A 21,228-nucleotide genomic window follows, 5' to 3' on the forward strand; every position below is an offset into this window, starting at 1 on the left:
AAAATAACCACACTTCCTGAATATCTGGTCATACCAGATCACATGCGCTTATTCAGGAGATAGATATGCTCTACCAAAGCGAAACATTACAGCTTCATTGGCTAGAAAATGGTATTGCCGAGTTGGTGTTTGATGCACCAGGTTCAGTTAACAAACTGGATACCAAAACGGTAGCCAATTTGGGTGAAGCCCTAGCTGTATTAGAAAAACAAAGTGAACTCAAAGGGTTGATGCTTCGTTCTGCTAAAGCAGCCTTTATTGTCGGTGCTGATATCACCGAATTTCTGTCTCTGTTTAATGCCCCACCAGAAAAACTGCACCAGTGGCTAGTTTTCGCTAACGATATATTCAATCGCTTAGAAGATTTACCCGTACCAACCATTTCCGCAATTAATGGTTATGCATTAGGGGGGGGATGTGAATGTGTTCTTGCCACTGATTTCCGCGTTGCTTCACCGGAGACCCGTATTGGTTTACCAGAAACGAAGCTAGGTATCATGCCGGGCTTTGGTGGTTCTGTTCGTCTGCCACGCCTATTAGGTGCTGATAGTGCACTGGAAATTATTGCTGCAGGCAAAGATATTATTGCCAAAGATGCACTAAAAGTCGGGCTGGTTGATGCTGTTGTCGCTCCCGAAAAACTAACAGAAGCTGCGTTGGCCATACTGAAACAAGCTATTGACGGCAAGCTCGACTGGCAAGCTGCTCGTCGTCCAAAACTAGAACCGTTGAAGTTAAACGCAACGGAAGCAGCGATGTGCTTCACCATTGCTAAAGGCATGGTCATGCAAGTGGCGGGCAAACACTATCCAGCACCACTCACTGCGGTAAAAACAATTGAAGCCGCGGCCAAATTGGGCCGTAGCGAAGCACTGAAATTAGAAACCAATAGTTTTGTGCCGTTGGCAGGTTCCAATGAAGCCCGAGCCTTGGTTGGCATATTCCTGAACGACCAATATGTTAAAGGTAAAGCGAAAAAGCTATCTAAAGATATCAGTGCGCCAAAACAGGCTGCTGTATTGGGTGCTGGAATCATGGGCGGCGGGATCGCCTATCAATCGGCATTGAAATGTGTGCCGGTTGTTATGAAAGATATTAATGATAAGTCTTTGACAATCGGGATGAATGAAGCTGCCAAGTTATTGAATAAGCAGTTGGAACGCGGCAAAATTGATGGTCTGAAAATGGCCAATATCCTAGCGACTATACAACCTACTCTAGATTATACCGGTATTGAACGCGCCCAAATCATCGTTGAAGCGGTGGTGGAAAATCCAAAGATTAAAGCTGCTGTGCTAGCAGAAACAGAATCACTGATCAGTGAAGATGCTGTATTAGCGTCTAATACCTCTACGATTCCGATCGACCAACTAGCCAAGTCACTTAAGCGTCCTGAAAACTTCTGCGGTATGCACTTCTTCAACCCCGTTCATCGGATGCCTTTAGTAGAGATTATTCGTGGTGCTAAAACCTCTGATAAGACAATTGCGGCAGTCGTGGCATTCGCTACACAAATGGGCAAAACACCCATTGTAGTAAATGATTGCCCTGGCTTCTTCGTTAACCGCGTCTTATTCCCGTATCTGGCTGGATTTGGCATGTTGGTCAGAGATGGTAGTGATTTCCGTCAGATTGATAAAGTCATGGAAAAACAGTTTGGCTGGCCAATGGGACCTGCTTATCTCCTTGATGTGGTTGGTATTGATACCGCTCACCATGCACAAGCAGTGATGGCTGTTGGTTTCCCTGACCGGATGAAAAAAGATTATCGCGATGCGATTGACGCCATGTTCGATAGCCAACGGTTTGGTCAGAAGAATGGCCAAGGTTTTTACCGATATACTCAGGATGCGAAGGGAAAACCACGTAAAGAGAATGACGAGCAAGTCGATCACTTATTGGCCCCAATCAGCCAACCGACCCAAAAATTCAGCGATGATGAAATTATTGCCCGTACGATGATTCCTATGATCAACGAAGTAGTACGTTGTCTGGAAGAGGGAATCATTGCTAGCCCTGCTGAAGGGGATATCGCGTTAGTCTACGGCCTTGGCTTCCCTCCATTCCACGGAGGTATCTTCCGGTATCTCGACACCATCGGTAGCGCCAATTATGTTGAAATGGCTCAACGTTACGCCCACCTTGGTGCGTTGTATCACGTTCCAGCAGGGCTTAGAGCCAAAGCTGAACATAACGAGAGCTATTATCCTGTGGCAGCAGCGCTGCTTGATGTTTCTACCAGTCAACCGGCATGAGGTCTGAAAACATGGAAAATGTAGTCATTATTGATGCCGTCCGCACACCGATGGGCCGTTCGAAAGGCGGTGCATTCCGGCAAGTTCGGGCAGAAGATCTCTCCGCTCATTTAATGCGGGAAGTATTGAGCCGCAATCCAGGGTTGAATGCCGCTGAAATTGACGATATCTACTGGGGCTGCGTGCAGCAAACTCTGGAGCAGGGTTTTAACATCGCGCGTAATGCATCTTTACTAGCAGAAATCCCGCACAGCGTACCCGCCGTCACGGTTAACCGCCTATGTGGTTCATCAATGCAAGCGTTACATGATGGTGCTAGAGCTATCATGGTGGGTGATGCGCAAGTGAGCTTAATTGGTGGCGTAGAGCACATGGGCCACGTACCGATGAATCATGGCGTAGATTTTCATCCTGGTATGGGCCGCACTGTCGCTAAAGCCGCCGGAATGATGGGTTTAACCGCAGAAATGTTGGCAAAAATCCACAACATCAGCCGTCAGTCACAAGATGAGTTTGCTGTCCGTTCACATCAGCGAGCTTATGCTGCCACTCAGGCAGGGCATTTCGCCAACGAGATTGTCGCGACGAATGGGCATGATGCCGATGGCATCTTGAAACGCTTTGATTTCGACGAAGTTATTCGTCCAGAAACCAATATTAATGGCTTGGCGGCACTGCGTCCTGCCTTTGATCCGGTGAATGGCACCGTGACGGCTGGCACATCATCAGCACTTTCAGATGGTGCATCAGCCATGCTGATTATGAGTGAATCTCGAGCAAAAGCATTAGGTTTAGCACCACGCGCACGTATTCGCTCAATGGCCGTTGTCGGTTGTGATCCATCAATTATGGGTTATGGCCCAGTACCTGCAAGCCAACTGGCATTAAAACGCGCAGGACTCAAACTGGAAGATATTGGCTTATTTGAATTGAATGAAGCATTTGCCGCCCAATCGCTTGCTTGCCTGAAAGGTTTAGGTTTGTTGGAAAGCATGGATGACAAAGTGAATCTCAACGGCGGAGCCATCGCATTGGGCCATCCATTGGGCTGTTCTGGAGCTCGTATTTCCACCACATTGCTTAATCTGATGGAGCGTCGTGATGTGCAATTCGGTTTGGCCACAATGTGTATCGGATTAGGCCAAGGCATTGCAACCGTATTTGAGCGCGTATAGCTTTCGAACACAAAAATCTGAAGGAATACTGAGGGTCTGAATACAGGCCCTCATCATCGCTGTACCTGGTGTTTAGTTGCCGTTTTCCCGCCTGTCAGGGGCGGGCTTTTTACAAATTTTTCTCAGATAAAGGCAAAAGCATCACCAAAGATATGAGCTTCTTGTGCGCCACGTTCAGCACAGAATCGCTCACGGGCAATCTTCGCCATTTCAAAACGGCCCGCAATATAAATGTCCTGATCAGCAAGAGAACCGTAGTCTTGTAGCACCGCACTCAGAACGGTTCCTGTACGCCCACGCCAACCCTCTTCTGGTTGCTCTACAACCGGGACAACTTTCAACTGAGGATACTTAATGGACAGGGCTTCCAGTTCGCTGAGATCGTAGAGATGTACAGCTTCACGCCCGCCCCAATAGATAGAGACTTCGCGGTTAGGCTGTTCCGCCAACGCAGCTAGCAAGATAGAGTGCACATAAGAAAAACCGGTACCTCCGGCAATTAACACCAACGGACGCTGACTACCCTCGCGGAACCACGCCTCGCCATGGGGAATGTCTACATCCAAGGTTTTTTCTTTCAGAATTCTATCCATCACGGCCATGGCATACAGATTTAACTCCGAAGCACCAATATGCAGCTCAATGAAATCTTTCTGTAACGGTGTGGATGCCATGGAAAACGGCCGCTTATCACGTTCGTCCATCACTACCATCAAATATTGCCCAGCACGGAAAGAAAATGCAGATGCAGGCACCAATTGCACACGGTACACCGTATCGGTAATGGCCTCTACGGAGGTTACTTTACAGCTTAAAGTTGTCATGCCTTCCCTCTGTCGGGTCATCAAATGCAAAACTAAGGACAAAATCGACGCCGGCTAACCGTTGGTCTTATTGTCACTGAAAATGGCAAGCTCGTCCCAAATAGCATCAACGCGGGCGCGGACTTCTTCATCCATTTTAATTGGACGCCCCCATTCACGAGGGGTCTCGGCAGGCCATTTATTGGTGGCGTCCAGCCCCATTTTCGATCCCAAACCGGAAACCGGTGAGGCGAAATCCAAATAATCTATTGGCGTATTCTCAATCAATACCGTATCGCGAGATGGATCCATTCGAGTTGTTATTGCCCAAATGACATCATTCCAATCACGTGCATTAATATCATCATCACAGACAATAACAAATTTTGTATACATAAATTGGCGTAGAAACGACCATACACCCATCATCACGCGCTTAGCATGACCTGCATACTGTTTCTTGATTGTCACAACAGCTAACCGATACGAACACCCTTCTGGTGGCAGATAGAAGTCCACAATTTCTGGGAACTGCTTTTGCAAAATCGGGACAAATACTTCATTCAACGCAACCCCCATCACCGCAGGTTCATCTGGCGGGCGGCCAGTATAAGTTGAATGATAAATTGCATCTTTACGCTGGGTAATATGTGTCACTGTAAAGACAGGAAAACTGTCTATCTCATTATAATAACCAGTATGGTCACCATATGGGCCTTCCGGTGCCATATCACCCTGCTCAATATATCCTTCCAATACAATTTCTGCACTTGCAGGAACTTCCAGATCATTGGAAAGACATTTCACCACTTCTGTTTTATGTCCACGCAATAAACCTGCGAAAGCATACTCAGATAGCGTGTCTGGTACTGGTGTGACAGCAGCCAAAATGGTTGCAGGATCAGCCCCTAATGCTACGGCAACTGGGAAACGCTCACCAGGATGTGCCTCGCACCATTCCTGATAATCTAACGCACCACCACGATGCGATAACCAACGCATAATTAACTTGTTTTTACCCAACACCTGTTGGCGATAGATACCCAAATTCTGGCGCTCTTTGTGTGGGCCTCGGGTGACAGTTAGCCCCCAAGATACCAATGGCGCAGCATCTTCTGGCCAGCAATGCATGACAGGAATACGGCTCAAGTCGACATCATCACCTTGCCAGACTTGTTCCTGACACGGGGCCGAGTTTAAGCATTTCGTTGGCATATTCAATACTTGCTTAAATTTCGGCAATTTATCAAATAGGTCGCGAAAACCTTTAGGAGGATCTGGCTCTTTTAGGAAAGCTAATAATTTGCCAACATCACGCAGTGCGCTAACATCTTCTTGCCCCATCCCCATAGCAACGCGCTTAGCTGTACCAAATAAATTGCACAGCACCGGCATGTCATATCCCTTAGGGTTTTCAAAAAGTAACGCAGGACCACCGGCACGCAAGGTGCGATCGGCAATTTCTGTCATTTCCAGATAGGGATCAATAGGCTGGCTAATTCGTTTAAGTTCGCCCCTCTGTTCCAGTAACGAGAGGAAGTCGCGTAAGTCACGGTATTTCATGCTGATCATTTCGGCGGCTAGGTGATGCGCCATTATAGGCCGTCTTTATAGCAGTTGCTGTCTTTTTGTTAAAAATGGACACAGTCTTGCAAAAAATCACCTGTAACAGACGACAGCCAGTCATCACTAATATAAACACTCTGTTGTTACCGAAAATAAACTAAATCTTTGTATAACAAAATATATCCCTGAAGTAATGAATTCTTCCTTACTATATATATCCGCCTTCTTTTGCTATGCTGCCACACAGGACCCAAAGGCATGTGACATTATGAAACACTGGTATTTATTATATTGTAAGCGTGGTCAGCTTTTGCGCGCCAAAGAACATCTAGAACGGCAAGCAGTCGATTGCTGGACACCGTTAGTTGTCATCGAAAAAATAGTGCGTGGCAAACGTACTGAGGTAACGGAACCCTTATTTCCTAATTACCTATTTGTAAAATTCGAGCCGGAAGAAATTCACACCACTACAATCAGTGCGACTCGAGGAGTAAGTCACTTCGTCCGTTTTGGCGTACAGCCAGCAATAATACCAGCGCTAGTGATTACCGAAATGCAATCCCATACCGCGGATAAGATTGTCGCGCCAGAAGTGCCGTATCCTGGTGATCTTGTGACAATTACAGAGGGTGTATTTGCCGGACTACAAGCAATTTATACCGAGCCTGATGGTGAAGCGCGGTCAATGTTATTGCTGAATATGCTTAACAGCCAAGTGATACAAAGCCTAGAAAACCGTCACTTTGAAAAGCACTAAATTATTATATAAAACAAATTAGGCACTATTTTAGGTAGGCACTTTGTACCTACCTATTTTTATATCAAGTTACTTATCAAGTTGTTTATAGCAAAATCTTAGCGCTGCATCTGCTCGTCATGTAACCATTGTGCAACTTGCTTTGCAAAATAGGTTAAAACACCATCTGCTCCCGCACGTTTGAAGCATAATAGCGACTCCATTACGGTCGGTTTTTCTTGCAACCAACCATTCTGGATTGCAGCCATATGCATGGCATACTCACCAGAGACCTGGTAAGCAAAAGTCGGGACACCAAAGGTATCTTTCACCCGACGCACCACGTCCAGATAGGGCATCCCAGGCTTCACCATTACCATATCAGCCCCTTCCTGCAGGTCTTGGGCTATCTCTTGTAATGCCTCGTCACTATTAGCCGGATCCATTTGATAGGTTTTCTTGTTGCCACCTTTCAAATTACTGCTAGAACCAATTGCGTCACGGAACGGGCCGTAGTAACAAGAAGCATATTTCGCGGAATACGCCATAATTTGTGTATTCACTAAGCCTTGTAGTTCTAATTGGTCACGAACAGCGCCGATACGGCCATCCATCATATCGCTCGGAGCAATAATCTCAGCGCCAGCCTCTGCGTGTGATAATGCCTGTCTGACCAAGATATCTTTCGTAATATCGTTTATCACATACCCATCAGCATCAATCACGCCGTCTTGCCCATGAGTGGTGTAGGGATCGAGAGCGACATCGGTAAGAATACCCAATTCTGGTACTGCATCTTTTAAGGCGCGCACGGTGCGTTGCACTAAGCCATTCGGGTTATAGGCTTCTTCTGCGTGCAGCGATTTAGCAGCAGACTCGATGACTGGGAATAACGATATGACGGGAACACCAAGCTTGGCAATTGCCTCTGCTTCTTTCACTAACAGATCGATTGTCATGCGCGAAACGCCCGGCATAGATGGGACAGCTTGCAGCTGGTTGTTCCCCTCCATGACAAACACCGGATAGATCAAATCGTTGACTGTTAGTTGATTTTCAGCGACCAGACGACGACTGAAATCATGACGGCGCACACGGCGCATACGGCGACCAGGAAAGGTACCAGGGAATGCATAGCTCATATTGTTCTCCTAACTCAAACCAACCGGAAAATCCGGCGGGCGTTTTCATCAGTTTTCTGCCCTAGCCATTGAGGGTCTTCTTGTCGCCAGACAGCAACTTGCTGGACGATATGGGGTAAAAAACAGGGTTCATTACGGCGGGATGCCGGCTTAGGATGTATATCTCTCGGCAATAAATAGGGCGCATCTGTTTCTAATAACAAATACTGAGCAGGAATTCGCGGCAGTAACGCCCTCAGCTCAAGGCCTCGACGTTCATCGCAAACCCAACCGGTAATGCCAATTGATAAACCCAATGCTAAACAGGAATCCAATTCATTCGCTGTGCCGGTAAAGCAATGCACTATCGCCGCAGGAATTTTGTCTAACCAAGGTGAAAGTAACGCGATGAAACGTTCGTGAGCGTCGCGGCAATGCAAAAAAACCGGTAAAGAAAGCTCAGCTGCCAACGCTAGCTGAGCAGTAAAAGCGATTTCTTGCTCCGCGGGCGTCGAGAAGTTGCGGTTAAAATCCAATCCACACTCACCAATAGCCACCACGCTGGCATTCGTTGCCAATGCACTAATTTGCTGCTCAATATTGGTTTGCCAAGTACTTGCCTGATGAGGATGAACACCGGCAGTTGACCAGCAATATCCGGGATTTTCGGTGGCAAGGTCGAGTGCCATTTGGCTCTCTTCAGCATCAGTACCTGTGATAAGCATACCGGTCACCCCAGCATCTTTTGCACGAGCAATAACTTGAGGGTGATCTTTTGAAAATTGTGAACTGGTTAAATTAACGCCAATATCAAACATGAGCTTTCCAAAACAGAAGCCGCCTCATTGGGCGGCTAAAATATCAAGGTATCGATCTAAGGGGCTTTCGGATGGTTATCGACTTCTTCATCCTCTTCCTCAATATCTGCGCTACGTTTTTTCCCAGTATAAAAACGGGCAAAGAACACGCCGACCTCGAACAACAGATACATCGGGATCGCTAATAATGTCTGTGACAAGACATCTGGTGGCGTGAGAAGCATGCCGACAACAAAAGCGCCCACAAACACATAAGGGCGTTTTTTCTTCAAGGCTTCTGGTGTTGTCACCCCAGCCCAACACAATAGAATTATCGCAATCGGAACCTCGAAAGAGATACCAAACGCCATAAAGAGCGCCATGACAAAATCTAGATACTTAGTGATATCCGTTGCAATCAACACGCTTTCTGGCGCTGTTTTGGCAAAAAAACCAAAAGCTAACGGGAAAACAACAAAGTAGGCAAACGCCATACCGAGATAAAATAAGAGGCTACTGGATATCAATAGCGGAACCATTAAGCGACGTTCATGCTTATACAGTGCCGGGGCAATAAATGCCCAAACCTGATAGAGGATCATCGGTGCAGAGACAAATACCGAGACCATCATCGTCAATTTAATCGGGGTAAAGAAAGGCGATGCAACATCAGTTGCGATCATACTGGAGCCAGCGGGTAGTTGCTTAATTAAGGGGGCTGAAACCAGCTGATAGATATCATTGGCAAAAAAAACCAATACCAAAAAAACCACTAAAACAGTGATTATGCAATTCAATAACCGCTTACGCAGTTCTATCAGATGCGTAATAAGGGGTTGAGTATCATCAACAGCCATGTTTACCGATCGCCGCCAGTTTGGTGAGTTCGAGGTTGATTAGCACTGAGTGAATCCGTGCTCTTGGAGTCAGTAGTGACAATCTGCGCCTGAGTGACTGGTATTTGTGCTACAGATACAACTGAAGCGTCCCCAGGTTCAGAAGCGACGGATTTAGCAGTTGGTGTTTCAACCGGAACAACGGGTTTATCCACGCTTGCGGTATCAACAATAGATTTTGAGACTACCTGTACGCTCTCATCACTCATATCCGGCACTTGCGGCAACGCCGAAGCTTGGGTTGCTGATTCAGCGGGTGTGACACCATCATGGATAGCTTCCGGCTCCGTCACCAATGGATTATGGATAGTATGCGGCGCTTCAGGTCCAATATCAGAACGATAAGAACGCTTCAATGCTTCTGCCGCCTCTTTGAGTTCATCCATTGAGGCTTTCAGCTCAGGTGTTAAATTCTGCAAGCCCGCCTGTTCTGCTTTTTTCAAGCTATCTTGCAACTCTTGAACTTTGAGCTCTTGTGCCAACTCATTTTGCACCGTTGCTGCAAGCGAACGTAACGTACGAATCCAACTGGAAACTGTTCTTACTGCAACAGGTAATCGTTCCGGTCCAAGAACGACCAGACCGATTACAAGCACCAATAGCAGTTCACTAAATCCAATGTCGAACACAGCTTATCCCTGCTCTTTATCGTGACTCTTAGATTCTTCAGCTTTGGCTGCTGGCTGCTGTTTTTCAGTAATCGACTTAGCAAAATCAGCATCGTTGCTGGTTTTGTCAGCATTCGTTGGAGGGGTTTGTGGATCATCACCTATCGCCTTTTTAAAGCCTTTGATAGATGCACCCAAATCTGACCCTAGCGTCCGCAGTTTATTTGTACCAAACAGCAGAACGACGATCACGGCAATGATTAATAACTGCCAAATACTTATACCGCCCATCACATACACCTCTATTTATAGGGGTTATTCCACAGAGAACTATATTATACGTTATATAGCTGCTGTGAATACTAATCAAACTTACCGCTTTTTGAGCTAGCTCATAGCTGGCTCAACATATTCACATAACTCACGCGTGTGTTATGACCCGCCACCAAGCATTTATAATGATAAACGACCTAGCGGGTACGCTGCCAACCAATTAACCAAGCCAACACGCCTACCGTGATGAATCCTATAGAGATTTCTGTTGCATTGGCTAAAAACAAGAGAGTACCACTCACTAATAGTGTAGCGCCTACACCGAACAAATACCGTGACTGACCCTGCCGTTGTTGCTGACCTTGTATCTGTAAAGTGAGCTTATCCACACTTTGTTGTAATAATTTATGCTGCTGCAAACTGTCATAAACCAATTCTGGCAATTCAGGCAGCTTCTCTGCCCAAAATGGGGCCTTTTCTTTCAATGCACGAATCACTGCAGGCAAACCAACTTGGTCTCGAAGCCAGCTTTCAAGGAATGGTTTTGCTGTCGTCCAAAGGTCAAGCTGAGGGTATAACTGACGCCCTAATCCTTCAACATATAACAAGGTTTTCTGCAGTAACACGAGTTGCGGTTGCACCTCCATGTTAAAACGGCGTGCAGTATTAAACAGATTTAACAGCACATGCCCGAATGATATTTCCGCCAGTGGTTTTTCGAAGATAGGTTCGCAAACAGTACGGATGGCAAATTCAAAATCCTCAACATTGGTATCACGGGGAACCCAGCCGGAATCGACATGTAGTTCAGCGACCCGACGGTAATCGCGGTTAAAGAATGCAATGAAGTTCTCAGCGAGATAGCGCTTATCCGCTTTGTTCAACGAGCCGACGATACCGCAATCGATACCAATATAAAGTGGATCATGGGGATGTTCGTAGCTAACAAAGATATTCCCAGGGTGCATATCAGCATGGAAAAAACTGTCGCGGAAAACTTGAGTGAAGAAAACTTGAACGCCACGCTCAGCCAGCAGCTTCATATTTGTGCCTTGATCTTCTAAGGCTGCAATATCTGAAACCGGTATGCCGTATATCCGTTCCATCACCAAGACACTTTCACGACAATAGTCTGAATAAACTTCTGGGATGTAAAGCATCTCACTATTTTCAAAATTACGGCGCAATTGAATGGCGTTAGCGGCTTCACGTAACAGGTTTAGCTCATCAAGCAGTGTTTTTTCGTACTCACGAACGACTTCGCGTGGACGTAATCTTCGCCCATCAGGCAAAAGCTTAGGGACCCAACCCGCCAAACGATACATCAAACGCACGTCCGCTTTAATGATCGGTAGAATATCAGGACGAATGACTTTGAGTACCACTTCTTGGCCGTTATGCTTCAAACGTGCCGTATGTACCTGAGCAATGGAAGCAGAAGCAAGCGCTTGTTGGTCAAAATCATCAAACCAAGTTTCTAACGGCCCACCCATTGCAATTTCAATGTGTTTTCTTGCCAACGCACCATCAAAAGGCGCAACCCTATCTTGAAGTATTGCAAGCTGATCAGCGATTGTTGGCGGGAAGAGGTCTCGGCGGGTAGACATCATTTGGCCAAACTTGATCCAAACAGGCCCTAACTCTTGCAAGGCAAGGCGTAAACGCTCACCTAATGGTTTCTCTTTATGGCGATTGGGTAGCCAAAAAAACAAGTAGCGGCCAAGTCGTAAAGGTAGCGTTAAGCGTATCTTCGGGATTAATTCATCCAACCCATAACTCAAGAAAACTCGAATAATGAGGTAAAGGCGCCGAAGTTCTCTTGGCGTCATTGTTTTGTCTCCATGGTCGCCAATCTGGCACTTAAAGCCTCAGTCTCACGAACAGTCGCCTCAACCTCTTCGTTGAACCAAACGACTTCCAGCGGGGCTGGTGCTATTTTCCATTCTTCCGTTATGGTTTCAGCAACATAGTGCTGCTGTTGGCGTAACTGCTTATTCAGGAAATGATGACTTTTGTGGGCTACCTGTCCAATAGTCTCCGCTGCAATATCACCGATATAGGGTGCCAACCATTCTGCTGGATCCCATTCAGCCAGATCCAAGAGTGCAACAAGTTGCTGAATCACCTGTATATCACCTTCAACGATCAGCTCACCACTGCGCATCAAAGGTGAAAGTTGTTGGCGATCACGCAGTTTTGCCAAGACTGAAATGTCCGTTTTCACGATACAATCAGCATCACCATCCCACTGGCTTAAAACATCCACCTGCCGCTCACTGAATACCATCAGCAAAGGAAAACTCATCTCGCGTAACTCAATGCGCAAGACCTTCCCAGTTAATCGTAAACGCGCGGCTTTCATACTCTGGTCACGAAATAACACACTATTGAGTGATGTTTCGATAGCGGCGGTAATGAGCGGTATCAGCAACGCTGGCTTTAAAGAAAATGGTTTCAATATCAGTGAGCTTAGCGACATATCTGTATTCCTGTTAAAACTTAAAGCCCCGATGTAATGCAACGATACCACCGGTTAAATTGGAATAAGTTACGTTTTCGAATCCAGCATCAACCATCATACTTTTGAGTGTTTCTTGATCGGGGTGCATCCGGATAGATTCCGCTAAATAACGGTAACTCTCAGAGTCCTGAGCCACAAGCTCACCAATTTTTGGCAGTATATGGAAGGAGTAAGCATCATAGGCTTTACTCAATGGTTCCAGAATCGGTTTGGAGAATTCGAGAACGAGTAAACGGCCACCGGGCTTTAAAACTCGAAACATTGAACGCAGCGCTTTTTCTTTTTCAGTGACATTTCTCAAACCAAATGAAATCGTGATGCAATCAAAGTAATTATCAGGGAAAGGTAGCGCCTCGGCATTTGCCTGTACATAGCTGACATTACCGACAATGCCTTTATCACGCAGCTTTTCACGGCCCATACGCAGCATAGATTCATTGATATCAGCTAGAACAACTTCGCCCTGCTCACCCACAAGGCGAGAGAACTTGGCTGTCAAATCGCCCGTACCGCCTGCCAGATCCAACACCCGCTGACCGCGACGCACGCCACTACAGTCAATGGTAAAACGCTTCCAAATACGATGAACGCCAAATGACATCAGGTCATTCATCAAATCGTATTTAGCGGCGACGGAATGAAAAACGTCTGCCACCATGCTTTCTTTTTTTTCTTTGGCTACGGTGCGAAAACCAAAATGAGTGGTTTCCTTCTGCTGATCTACCATTTTTTATGCCTGCTTTTCAGTCAATCTTTCTAGGAAGTGTACCAGAACGCCGAGGAAAGCCCCACCTCACCTGGTATTAAGATCACTGCTTAATGGCAGTCTTCTCAACATCATACAGAAGAGGAACATGCAACTAACCCTGATACTTCAGCGGTGCAGGATCAGTAATATCGATGTTACTTGGATATGTCTCTGATTCCGCATCATCGGATAGCGCTAGATCGCTCTCGGGTTGATCCTCCATTCGGGCTTGCTCTGCCAACGATGGACTGATCGGCCGTTTTACCTCGACCCCCAAAGCGCGAAAACCTTCAACTTGCCCTATCAGGTTACCACGCCCTTGCGACAGTTTGTTCATTGCCTGACGATAACTTAGTTGTGCTTTATCGAGGCTCTGCCCCAATGACGCCATATCATCGACAAATAATCGGAATTTGTCATAAAGTTTGGCCGCTCTTTCAGCAATGCGCTGCGCATTTTGGCTTTGATGTTCATAACGCCATAAATTAGTGATCGTCCTTAGCGCGACCAGCAATGTTGTTGGGCTGACCAGCATAATGTTGTGCTGTAGCGCCTCATTGATCAATTCTGGCTGGCGATCAATAGCCACCAAAAAGGCAGGTTCTACCGGAATAAACATCAGCACATAATCAAGTGAGCGTAAGCCTGGGAGTTGCTGGTAATCTTTGCGGCCTAACATCCTGATATGAGCACGCAGCGACGATAAATGCTCACTCAATGCCGCCTCACGTTCTACATCATCCTCACTATTAAAATAACGCTCATAAGCCACCAGCGACATTTTAGCATCAACAACAACATCCTTACCCTGCGGTAAGCGGACGATAACATCGGGTTGCATACGGCTAGTGCTATCAATTTTTACATTTACTTGAGTTTCATATTCATAGCCTTCACGTAGTCCTGATGCTTCAAGTACTTTAGCCAAAACCACTTCGCCCCAGTTCCCCTGCGTTTTATTATCCCCTTTAAGGGCTTTCGTCAGGTTGAGTGCTTCGTGCGCCATTTGGGCATTGAGTTGTTGTAGGCTACGAATTTCATGCGTCAGTGTGTGCCGCTCCCTAGCCTCTTGACCAAAACTGTCCTGCACTTGACGATGAAAGCCAGCCAACTGCTCTCGCAGAGGTAGCAATAGGTGCTCGAGACTTTGCTTATTTTGTTCATCCGCGCGGCGACCTGTTTGCTCAAAGATGCGGTTAGCTAGATTTTCGAATTGCGTTGTCAGCCGCTGCTCACTGTTCAGGAGTAATCGTTGTTTCTCTTCTGCTGCTAGCCGAGTCTCTTCCAAGCGAATAGTGACTTCACGTAGTTCAGCTTCTTGAGCACTGTTCACTTCTCTCTGCGCGCGCAGCTCTTGATTAAGCTGCTCACATTCACTACGCCAATGCGACATTTGTTGCAGTTTTTCGGCATTAGCCGCGAGCTGACTATGCAAGTTGCGTAATTCCAACTCCCCTTGGCGCAATTGCTGTTCATCACGTTGCAACGTGGCTTGTAATTCCACCCTGTTCTGCTGGGTTTGCTGTAGTGTTTGCTCTAGTAATCGGCGCTCAATATCTTGCTGTGCTTTATTCCGCTGCTGATAGAAGTTAGCAATCAACCAGCCAATAAGCCCACCAATCAAGCCGCCCCCCAGCCCATAAAATAAACTGATATCCACGGTTATCTCCCCATTAACCTCATGTCAGTCAAGGTAAGGGGATACTGTATGGATGTCCAGAGTGTTTTTCCGTTACATGCTATCTTGCGAAGCTGTGCGCATAAATAACAAGCAGATAAAAAAACACTCGCACTCATCGAAGCGATTAAGCTAAAACTGTCAGCCGCTGGTCAAGGGTATGCCGCCGAGAAGATCAATCCATCCAGTGAGCAACCCACTGAATGCCAAAGGCACCGGGAGCTAAAATACCGAATGCCCAGATGATGGCGGAAGTGATATTAGCTAATTGGAAATAGAATTTTGGCATGGCGCAGATACCTGCAACCAAAGGGACGACGGCACGTAATGGCCCAAAAAAACGGCCGATGAAAGCACCAAAGAAACCCCAACGTTCGAAGAATGCATGGCCACGCACAAGTAACTGGGGATTGCGAGAGAGCGGCCAAAGGGTACCGACTCGGTCTTTGTAATGGATACCAACCCAATAAGAGACCCAATCACCAAAGAAAGCGCCGGCTGTAGCTGCAGCCCAGATTGGCCAAAAAGAAATACCACTTTCACCGATTAGTGCACCCAACCCAAGCAAGATAACCGTTGCAGGCAGCAATAAGGAGAGAAAAGCAAGGGATTCACCGAAAGCGAGTATAAAGACGATAGGCATGGCCCATGATTCATGCTCACGAACAAAATCAATAATGAGAGTAATGACGTCATTCAGGGTCACATGCGTTTTCCTTTCGTTAAAAAAATAACTATTAGCATACTAAATGCATCGCTATTTTGGCTTAACAAATAATAAACGGCCGGAGGATTCCGACCGTTGATAGACCCAAAGTAATTGAAGTTACTGTGATGTAGCAAGCAGAGAAGAGGCCCATTCAAGGGCCTCGTAACCAAACAGCTCACTGCATGGCGACTTCAAAAATGAAGGGTATGCAGGTTAACGCAATGAATGTGAAATATTAGGCATTGGCTGTCACGACTTTATTGCCAGCCATCTCAGCAGATCTGCGGATCCACAATTCACGCCATTTTTTCAGTGCGGATATCAGGATAATCACGCCCAGTGTCATCATGATAATAGAGATGATGCCATTGAACAGATTGTAGCCTTTAGCCGCTGAATTGAAGTATACGTGGGTGATCATCCAGTAACCGGCATAGTTTACGGTGACAAACAGATAAGCGAGAGGAATCACACACGTCAGCATGTATATACGCTTGGTTGCCAACCGCAGAATAATCGTCGCGCCGATGATTAAGCCAACAGAAGCCATTAACTGATTAGATACGCCGAACAGTGCCCAAACAGAGTTGATATCACCAGAATTGAGGAGGTAACCCCAAAGCGCACAAGCAATAACACTGCATGCTAGAGTGCCAGGTAACCAATCGGTACGTTTTAATGGTGCCCAAATATCGCCCAAGAAATCTTGCAGCAGGTAGCGAGCAACACGAGTGCCTGAGTCAACCGCTGTCAAAATAAAGACAGCTTCAAACATAACAACAAACTGGAAGAAGTAAGCTGCCATGCTACTGAACCAGGGTACACGGATGAAGATATCAGTCATACCGACAGCTAAGGTCACAGCACCACCGGTACGTCCATACAGATCTAAGCCGATTTCTTGGCTCAGTTGTGGCAAGTTAACCACTTCCATGCCAAGCAAGCTCCAAGCCTCAGCGGAAGAGTTAATCGCAAAATAGTCAGCCGGATGCAAAGAGGTTGCCGCGATCAGGGCCATCACCCCAACCATACATTCGGCCAGCATTGCACCAAAACCAACAGGTAAGATATCGCTCCATTTGTCTATCTGTTTTGGTGTCGTACCAGACCCGATAAAGGCATGGAAACCAGAAATAGCACCACACGCAATGGTGATCGAGATAAACGGCCAGACTGGGCCAGCTAAAACAGGGCCGCCACCATGAATAAACTGTGTTAATGCGGGGAATTGGATTTCAGGGTTAATAAATACAACACCAACGATCAGTGCGCCGAAAACACCAATTTTCATGAAACTAGAAAGATAACCACGAGGAGTCAATAACATCCAAACAGGTAACGCAGTCGCAAAGAAAGCATACATTGGCAAAATAATGCTAACGGTGTCTGCTTTCAGCATTAACCATTCGCCGAGCCAAGTACCTTCAATATAAGGGCCGACAAATACGCATACCATGATGGCAGCGATACCGACATAAGAAGCCCCTTTCATGCTACCGGTCATGCGTTCCCATAATCCCACGCAGATAGCGATAGGAATGGTCATGAACACCGCGAACGTCCCCCAAGGGTTACGTTCCAGAGCATGTACCACAACCATTGATAATCCAGCCATGGTAATGGTGATGATGAACAGCATTGCCAGGCCAGTACACCAACCCGCAACTGGACCGAGTTCTGCTTTAGCGACTTCGGACAGGGATTTTCCCTGATGTCTCATCGAGGCAAAGAGCACGACCGTATCGTGAACGGCACCACCGATAACACACCCGATTAATAACCACAGGAAACCGGGTAAATAGCCATATTGCGCGGCAAGTACTGGGCCAACCAAAGGGCCAGCGGCAGCAATTGCTGCAAAGTGGCTGCCAAAGTTCACCCACTTTTTAGTTGGGACGTAATCTTTACCATCTTCAAAGGTGTGGGAAGGTGTGACTTCAGTATCATCGACTCGCAGTACCTTACGAACAAAAAAGATACCGTATAAGCGGTAGCATATTGTCAGGATACACGCGGAGGCGATAACAAAGGTAATCGCATGTTGCATGAGCATTCTCTCCAGGGAATTTGTCAGGCGTTAACATACGCTCAGCGCCTAAGAGAAATATCAGCAATCTGATTAAGCGGTAGTTTCTACCATTAAGCGGTTAAAAAGAGCCGCCCAGTGGCGGCACTATAGGATTTAAAAATGAGTAAAACAGGATTTAAAGGTCGGTAAAACGGGGATTTAAAAACCGGTGACGCTGATCAATAAGAAATAGCCAGCCAGTATTTAAAGTACGGAAGTCATTACTCTAGAAAATATGACTGAAGCTTTTCGCGCTCAAGGCTACCCAGACCAAACTCCTGTTGCAGCCATTGCTCTCGGCTACCATATCGCTCTTGAATACTACGCAATGCGGTTTGAATAAACTCTTCTTTGGCGGATAACACGAATGCAAATTGGCCGAGTGCCTGAGCGTTGAGTTTCAGCGACAACTGAGCCAGCATGTGCTCACGAAATGGTGCCAACGTCGTTTCCGTTAATAGGTAATCTTCTAATACGGTTGATTCATCCGCGCCAAGTGCAAATAGTACGAGAGCAGAACCCACGCCAGTGCGGTCTTTTCCGACAGCACAATGTTGGACGATACTGGCCGCAGCATGCTCTGGAGAAGCGCAGTTTTGCAGCAAACCTGACAATTGCTTATAGGCCAGATTACTAAAGGGTAGTCGGCGATAAAGCTCTAACATAAAGGCGCGTGCATCAAACGTCGCCAGTGTCTCGTTAGTGAGTTTCTCTAGATTGGCATTCACTTCACTGCTCAGTGGATTCGCAGGAATATTGTGATAACTGGCCCCTTGCCACAAGACATCAGGTTTGGATAGCACTTCATCAGCATCGCGATAATCAATAATTTGAGCCGCAGGGCCGCGACTGAGAAAATCACAATCTTTGGCGCTTAAACTGTCGAGTGAACCAGAGCGAAATAGCAGGCCACGCTTGATACGGCGACCATCAGCAGCAAGGTTACCACCGAGATCTCGAAAATTAATGCCACCATCAAGCGGCAATAGGGAAGGATGAAAATGAGTCGGCTGCGTCATATTTCCTCTTATTATTGTTCACTATGTCAGCTAAGACCTTAACAGATAATCTGATGAAATAAAAAACGGGCCACTTATTGGCCCGTTCGTCATGCACTTATTGGCTTGTAGCCAGCTAACCGCGAGCAGTTACAGCAGGTGGCGTGCGGCTTCTACCACAATTTTCACTGCGTGGCTTTCCGTCGCTTTCATGGTTTCTTCATTTGGGATCTCTTGCTGGGTACGGTTTACAATCACCCCAGCAACCATGCCCGCACGCAAACCTTGGCTGGCACACATGGTCAGCAAAGTTGCAGATTCCATTTCATAATTCATCACGCCCATTGATTGCCATTCTTCCATTGAGCCTTTAAAGCGGCGCACAACGCGGCCAGAGAAAGTGTCATAGCGCTCTTGCCCTGGATAGAAAGTATCTGAAGAAGCCGTTACACCAATATGAGTTGTTGCGCCCACTGATTTTGCAGCGTTAACCAGCGCCGTTGTACAATCAAAATCTGCTACCGCAGGGAATTCCATTGGCGCAAAGTGCAAACTGGCACCGTCTAAACGCACTGCAGCAGTGGTGACCAAGACATCACCGACATTAATATGTGACTGAATAGCCCCAGTCGTACCAATACGCAGGAAGGTACGGATACCGAGCTGCGCTAACTCTTCAACAGCAATTGAGGTCGATGGACCACCAATACCCGTTGAGCAAACAATCACGGCTTTACCATCTAACTCTGCCCGCCATGAGGTAAATTCACGATGGGAAGCCAGATGTACTGGGTTATCCATCAATTTAGCGATTTTCTCAACACGCTGTGGATCACCTGGAACAATTGCCAGAGTCGCCCCTTGCAGATCATTTTTAGTTAAGCCTAGGTGAAAAACGTCAGATTTAGCCATGTTTGAGACTCCTCTTTCATGAGAGATGTTGTAGGGAGGTACAGGTAACGACTTTACTCAAAATCATCACATTATTTCGTGATGACAGTCACCTTGATAAAAGAAATGATAATGTTGAATACATTTAATTTGTGACACAAATCACATTAACAATTTATTAAGATGCTTTTTTAGCCAAGAATAGCCAGTACCAGCAGCTATTTTGTACGTAAATAGCAATGATAGAACTCATTGATTAATGTTGTCGCAATATCTTATCGATATTGGCCAGTATGACTTATCAAATGCCTGCTATGTCACAGCGAAGTCATCAATCACGACAAAACCTGATCTCATTAATCTCAAAGATTACCTATAGTTAAAATCGATAGCAGAGAACAAAGCCGTCATATTGTATTGGGTAATTTTTCTTCATATGCAAGGAGACCACAGTGAAAACTGATCTACTGATGACACTCAGACAGGCTGCAGGTGGCTTCACACCCGCCGTCGCACCACTGGCCTCGACGACCCGCCATACCGATCACCAAGGTATTCACTGCGGAGAAACCACGATCCCGTCTCAGGGTGATGAATTGCCCGCTTATATTGCCAAACCCGCACAACATACTGGCCCTTATCCTGTCGTGATTGTTGTTCAAGAAATATTTGGCGTGCACGAACACATTCAGGATATCTGCCGTCGATTAGCGAAACAGGGATATCTGGCTATCGCCCCTGAGCTGTTTTTTCGTCAAGGTGATGCTAAAGAATATGAAGATATCAATGCGTTAGTCAAAAATCTGGTGAGTAAAGTGCCAGACCGCCAAGTGATGGTCGACCTTGATCACGCGGCACATTGGGCCTCTCGTCATGGCGGCGATACCAGCAAATTAGCCATCACCGGTTTTTGTTGGGGCGGCCGAATTGCGTGGTTGTATGCCGCCCACAATCCACAGTTAAAGGCTGCTGTGGCTTGGTATGGTAAATTGGTGGGTGAAAAGACCTTACTGCTCCCGAAATATCCTGTTGATGTCGCTATCGATCTCATTGCGCCCGTGCTGGGGCTGTATGGCGGCAAAGATGGCAGTATCACGCAGGAACATGTCGACATCATGCGTCAAGCATTGCGAGCCGCGAATGCTGATGCCGAAATCATTGTTTATCCAGAGGCGGGGCATGCATTTAACGCTGACTATCGCCCCAATTATCATGCCGAGTCTGCTCTTGATGGCTGGCAACGCATGCTTGACTGGTTTGCCCAGCACGGTGTAGCCGCCAACCCTGTGCCTGAAAGTGATCAATAACCACCATAAAAAAGGGCGCATTAAGCGCCCAAATCTCACAGCACAGAGTTAATCATTGTTAAGTAGACACACGGCTAA

General features: G+C 46.6%; 19 protein-coding genes. 4 read left to right on the top strand and 15 right to left on the bottom strand.

Annotated elements, in window-relative coordinates; genetic code table 11:
• Positions 1–65: 65 nt before the first annotated feature.
• Positions 66–2,255: a fatty acid oxidation complex subunit alpha FadB gene (fadB, locus tag DA391_RS21505; RefSeq protein ID WP_108088190.1), complete on the top strand. Its 2,190-nt coding sequence runs from the start codon at positions 66–68 to the stop codon at positions 2,253–2,255.
• Positions 2,256–2,266: 11 nt separating this feature from the next.
• Positions 2,267–3,430, top strand: coding sequence for an acetyl-CoA C-acyltransferase FadA (gene fadA, locus DA391_RS21510; RefSeq protein ID WP_050286924.1), 1,164 nt, complete (start codon positions 2,267–2,269; stop codon positions 3,428–3,430).
• A 122-nt stretch (positions 3,431–3,552) separates the two neighbouring features.
• Here fadA and fre read toward each other — a convergent pair whose 3' ends face one another.
• Entirely contained in the window at positions 3,553–4,254 is a 702-nt protein-coding gene (gene fre / locus DA391_RS21515) for an NAD(P)H-flavin reductase (RefSeq protein WP_050286926.1), read from the bottom strand.
• Between the two features lie 54 nt (positions 4,255–4,308).
• Positions 4,309–5,805, bottom strand: coding sequence for a 4-hydroxy-3-polyprenylbenzoate decarboxylase (gene ubiD / locus DA391_RS21520; RefSeq protein WP_042807076.1), 1,497 nt, complete (start codon positions 5,803–5,805; stop codon positions 4,309–4,311).
• Positions 5,806–6,067: 262 nt separating this feature from the next.
• On the opposite strand from ubiD, the gene rfaH reads away from it, so the two are divergent.
• The gene (rfaH, locus tag DA391_RS21525; protein WP_050874390.1) at positions 6,068–6,556 is read left to right on the top strand and encodes a transcription/translation regulatory transformer protein RfaH; all 489 of its coding nucleotides are present in this window, start codon (positions 6,068–6,070) and stop codon (positions 6,554–6,556) included.
• Between the two features lie 98 nt (positions 6,557–6,654).
• On the opposite strand, the gene hemB is transcribed toward rfaH, so the two are convergent.
• The 13 genes from hemB to udp form a co-directional block, all read right to left on the bottom strand.
• Positions 6,655–7,677 carry a porphobilinogen synthase gene (gene hemB / locus DA391_RS21530; RefSeq protein WP_050083306.1) on the bottom strand — a complete coding sequence of 341 codons (1,023 nt, stop codon included), beginning with the start codon at positions 7,675–7,677 and terminating at the stop codon, positions 6,655–6,657.
• Positions 7,678–7,691: 14 nt separating this feature from the next.
• Positions 7,692–8,474 carry a 3'-5' ssDNA/RNA exonuclease TatD gene (gene tatD / locus DA391_RS21535; RefSeq protein ID WP_050286927.1) on the bottom strand — a complete coding sequence of 261 codons (783 nt, stop codon included), beginning with the start codon at positions 8,472–8,474 and terminating at the stop codon, positions 7,692–7,694.
• 56 nt (positions 8,475–8,530) lie between these two features.
• A complete protein-coding gene (gene tatC, locus DA391_RS21540) occupies positions 8,531–9,310 on the bottom strand; it encodes a Sec-independent protein translocase subunit TatC (protein WP_049609062.1) in 780 nt (259 codons plus the stop codon).
• A 2-nt stretch (positions 9,311–9,312) separates the two neighbouring features.
• Positions 9,313–9,978: a Sec-independent protein translocase protein TatB gene (gene tatB, locus DA391_RS21545; RefSeq protein ID WP_108088191.1), complete on the bottom strand. Its 666-nt coding sequence runs from the start codon at positions 9,976–9,978 to the stop codon at positions 9,313–9,315.
• 3 nt (positions 9,979–9,981) lie between these two features.
• A complete protein-coding gene (tatA, locus tag DA391_RS21550) occupies positions 9,982–10,248 on the bottom strand; it encodes a Sec-independent protein translocase subunit TatA (RefSeq protein ID WP_019213224.1) in 267 nt (88 codons plus the stop codon).
• Positions 10,249–10,427: 179 nt separating this feature from the next.
• The gene (gene ubiB, locus DA391_RS21555) at positions 10,428–12,059 is read right to left on the bottom strand and encodes a ubiquinone biosynthesis regulatory protein kinase UbiB (protein ID WP_050083309.1); all 1,632 of its coding nucleotides are present in this window, start codon (positions 12,057–12,059) and stop codon (positions 10,428–10,430) included.
• Entirely contained in the window at positions 12,056–12,709 is a 654-nt protein-coding gene (gene ubiJ / locus DA391_RS21560) for a ubiquinone biosynthesis protein UbiJ (RefSeq protein ID WP_050083310.1), read from the bottom strand. Before ubiJ ends, ubiB begins: the two co-directional genes overlap by 4 nt.
• Positions 12,710–12,722: 13 nt before the next feature.
• Complete coding sequence (ubiE, locus tag DA391_RS21565) at positions 12,723–13,478, bottom strand: bifunctional demethylmenaquinone methyltransferase/2-methoxy-6-polyprenyl-1,4-benzoquinol methylase UbiE (RefSeq protein WP_019213221.1); 756 nt, start codon at positions 13,476–13,478, stop codon at positions 12,723–12,725.
• 133 nt (positions 13,479–13,611) lie between these two features.
• Complete coding sequence (rmuC, locus tag DA391_RS21570) at positions 13,612–15,159, bottom strand: DNA recombination protein RmuC (protein ID WP_050286930.1); 1,548 nt, start codon at positions 15,157–15,159, stop codon at positions 13,612–13,614.
• Between the two features lie 193 nt (positions 15,160–15,352).
• The gene (locus DA391_RS21575; protein WP_050083312.1) at positions 15,353–15,883 is read right to left on the bottom strand and encodes a DedA family protein; all 531 of its coding nucleotides are present in this window, start codon (positions 15,881–15,883) and stop codon (positions 15,353–15,355) included.
• A 238-nt stretch (positions 15,884–16,121) separates the two neighbouring features.
• Positions 16,122–17,933 carry a carbon starvation CstA family protein gene (locus tag DA391_RS21580; protein WP_050286932.1) on the bottom strand — a complete coding sequence of 604 codons (1,812 nt, stop codon included), beginning with the start codon at positions 17,931–17,933 and terminating at the stop codon, positions 16,122–16,124.
• A 242-nt stretch (positions 17,934–18,175) separates the two neighbouring features.
• Positions 18,176–18,973 carry a tyrosine-protein phosphatase gene (locus DA391_RS21585; protein WP_019213217.1) on the bottom strand — a complete coding sequence of 266 codons (798 nt, stop codon included), beginning with the start codon at positions 18,971–18,973 and terminating at the stop codon, positions 18,176–18,178.
• 129 nt (positions 18,974–19,102) lie between these two features.
• Positions 19,103–19,864 carry a uridine phosphorylase gene (gene udp / locus DA391_RS21590; protein ID WP_019213216.1) on the bottom strand — a complete coding sequence of 254 codons (762 nt, stop codon included), beginning with the start codon at positions 19,862–19,864 and terminating at the stop codon, positions 19,103–19,105.
• Positions 19,865–20,295: 431 nt separating this feature from the next.
• On the opposite strand from udp, the gene DA391_RS21595 reads away from it, so the two are divergent.
• Positions 20,296–21,150, top strand: coding sequence for a dienelactone hydrolase family protein (locus DA391_RS21595; RefSeq protein WP_050083313.1), 855 nt, complete (start codon positions 20,296–20,298; stop codon positions 21,148–21,150).
• Positions 21,151–21,228 lie beyond the last annotated feature (78 nt).

Source organism: Yersinia massiliensis, from assembly GCF_003048255.1.
GTDB lineage: Bacteria > Pseudomonadota > Gammaproteobacteria > Enterobacterales > Enterobacteriaceae > Yersinia > Yersinia massiliensis_A.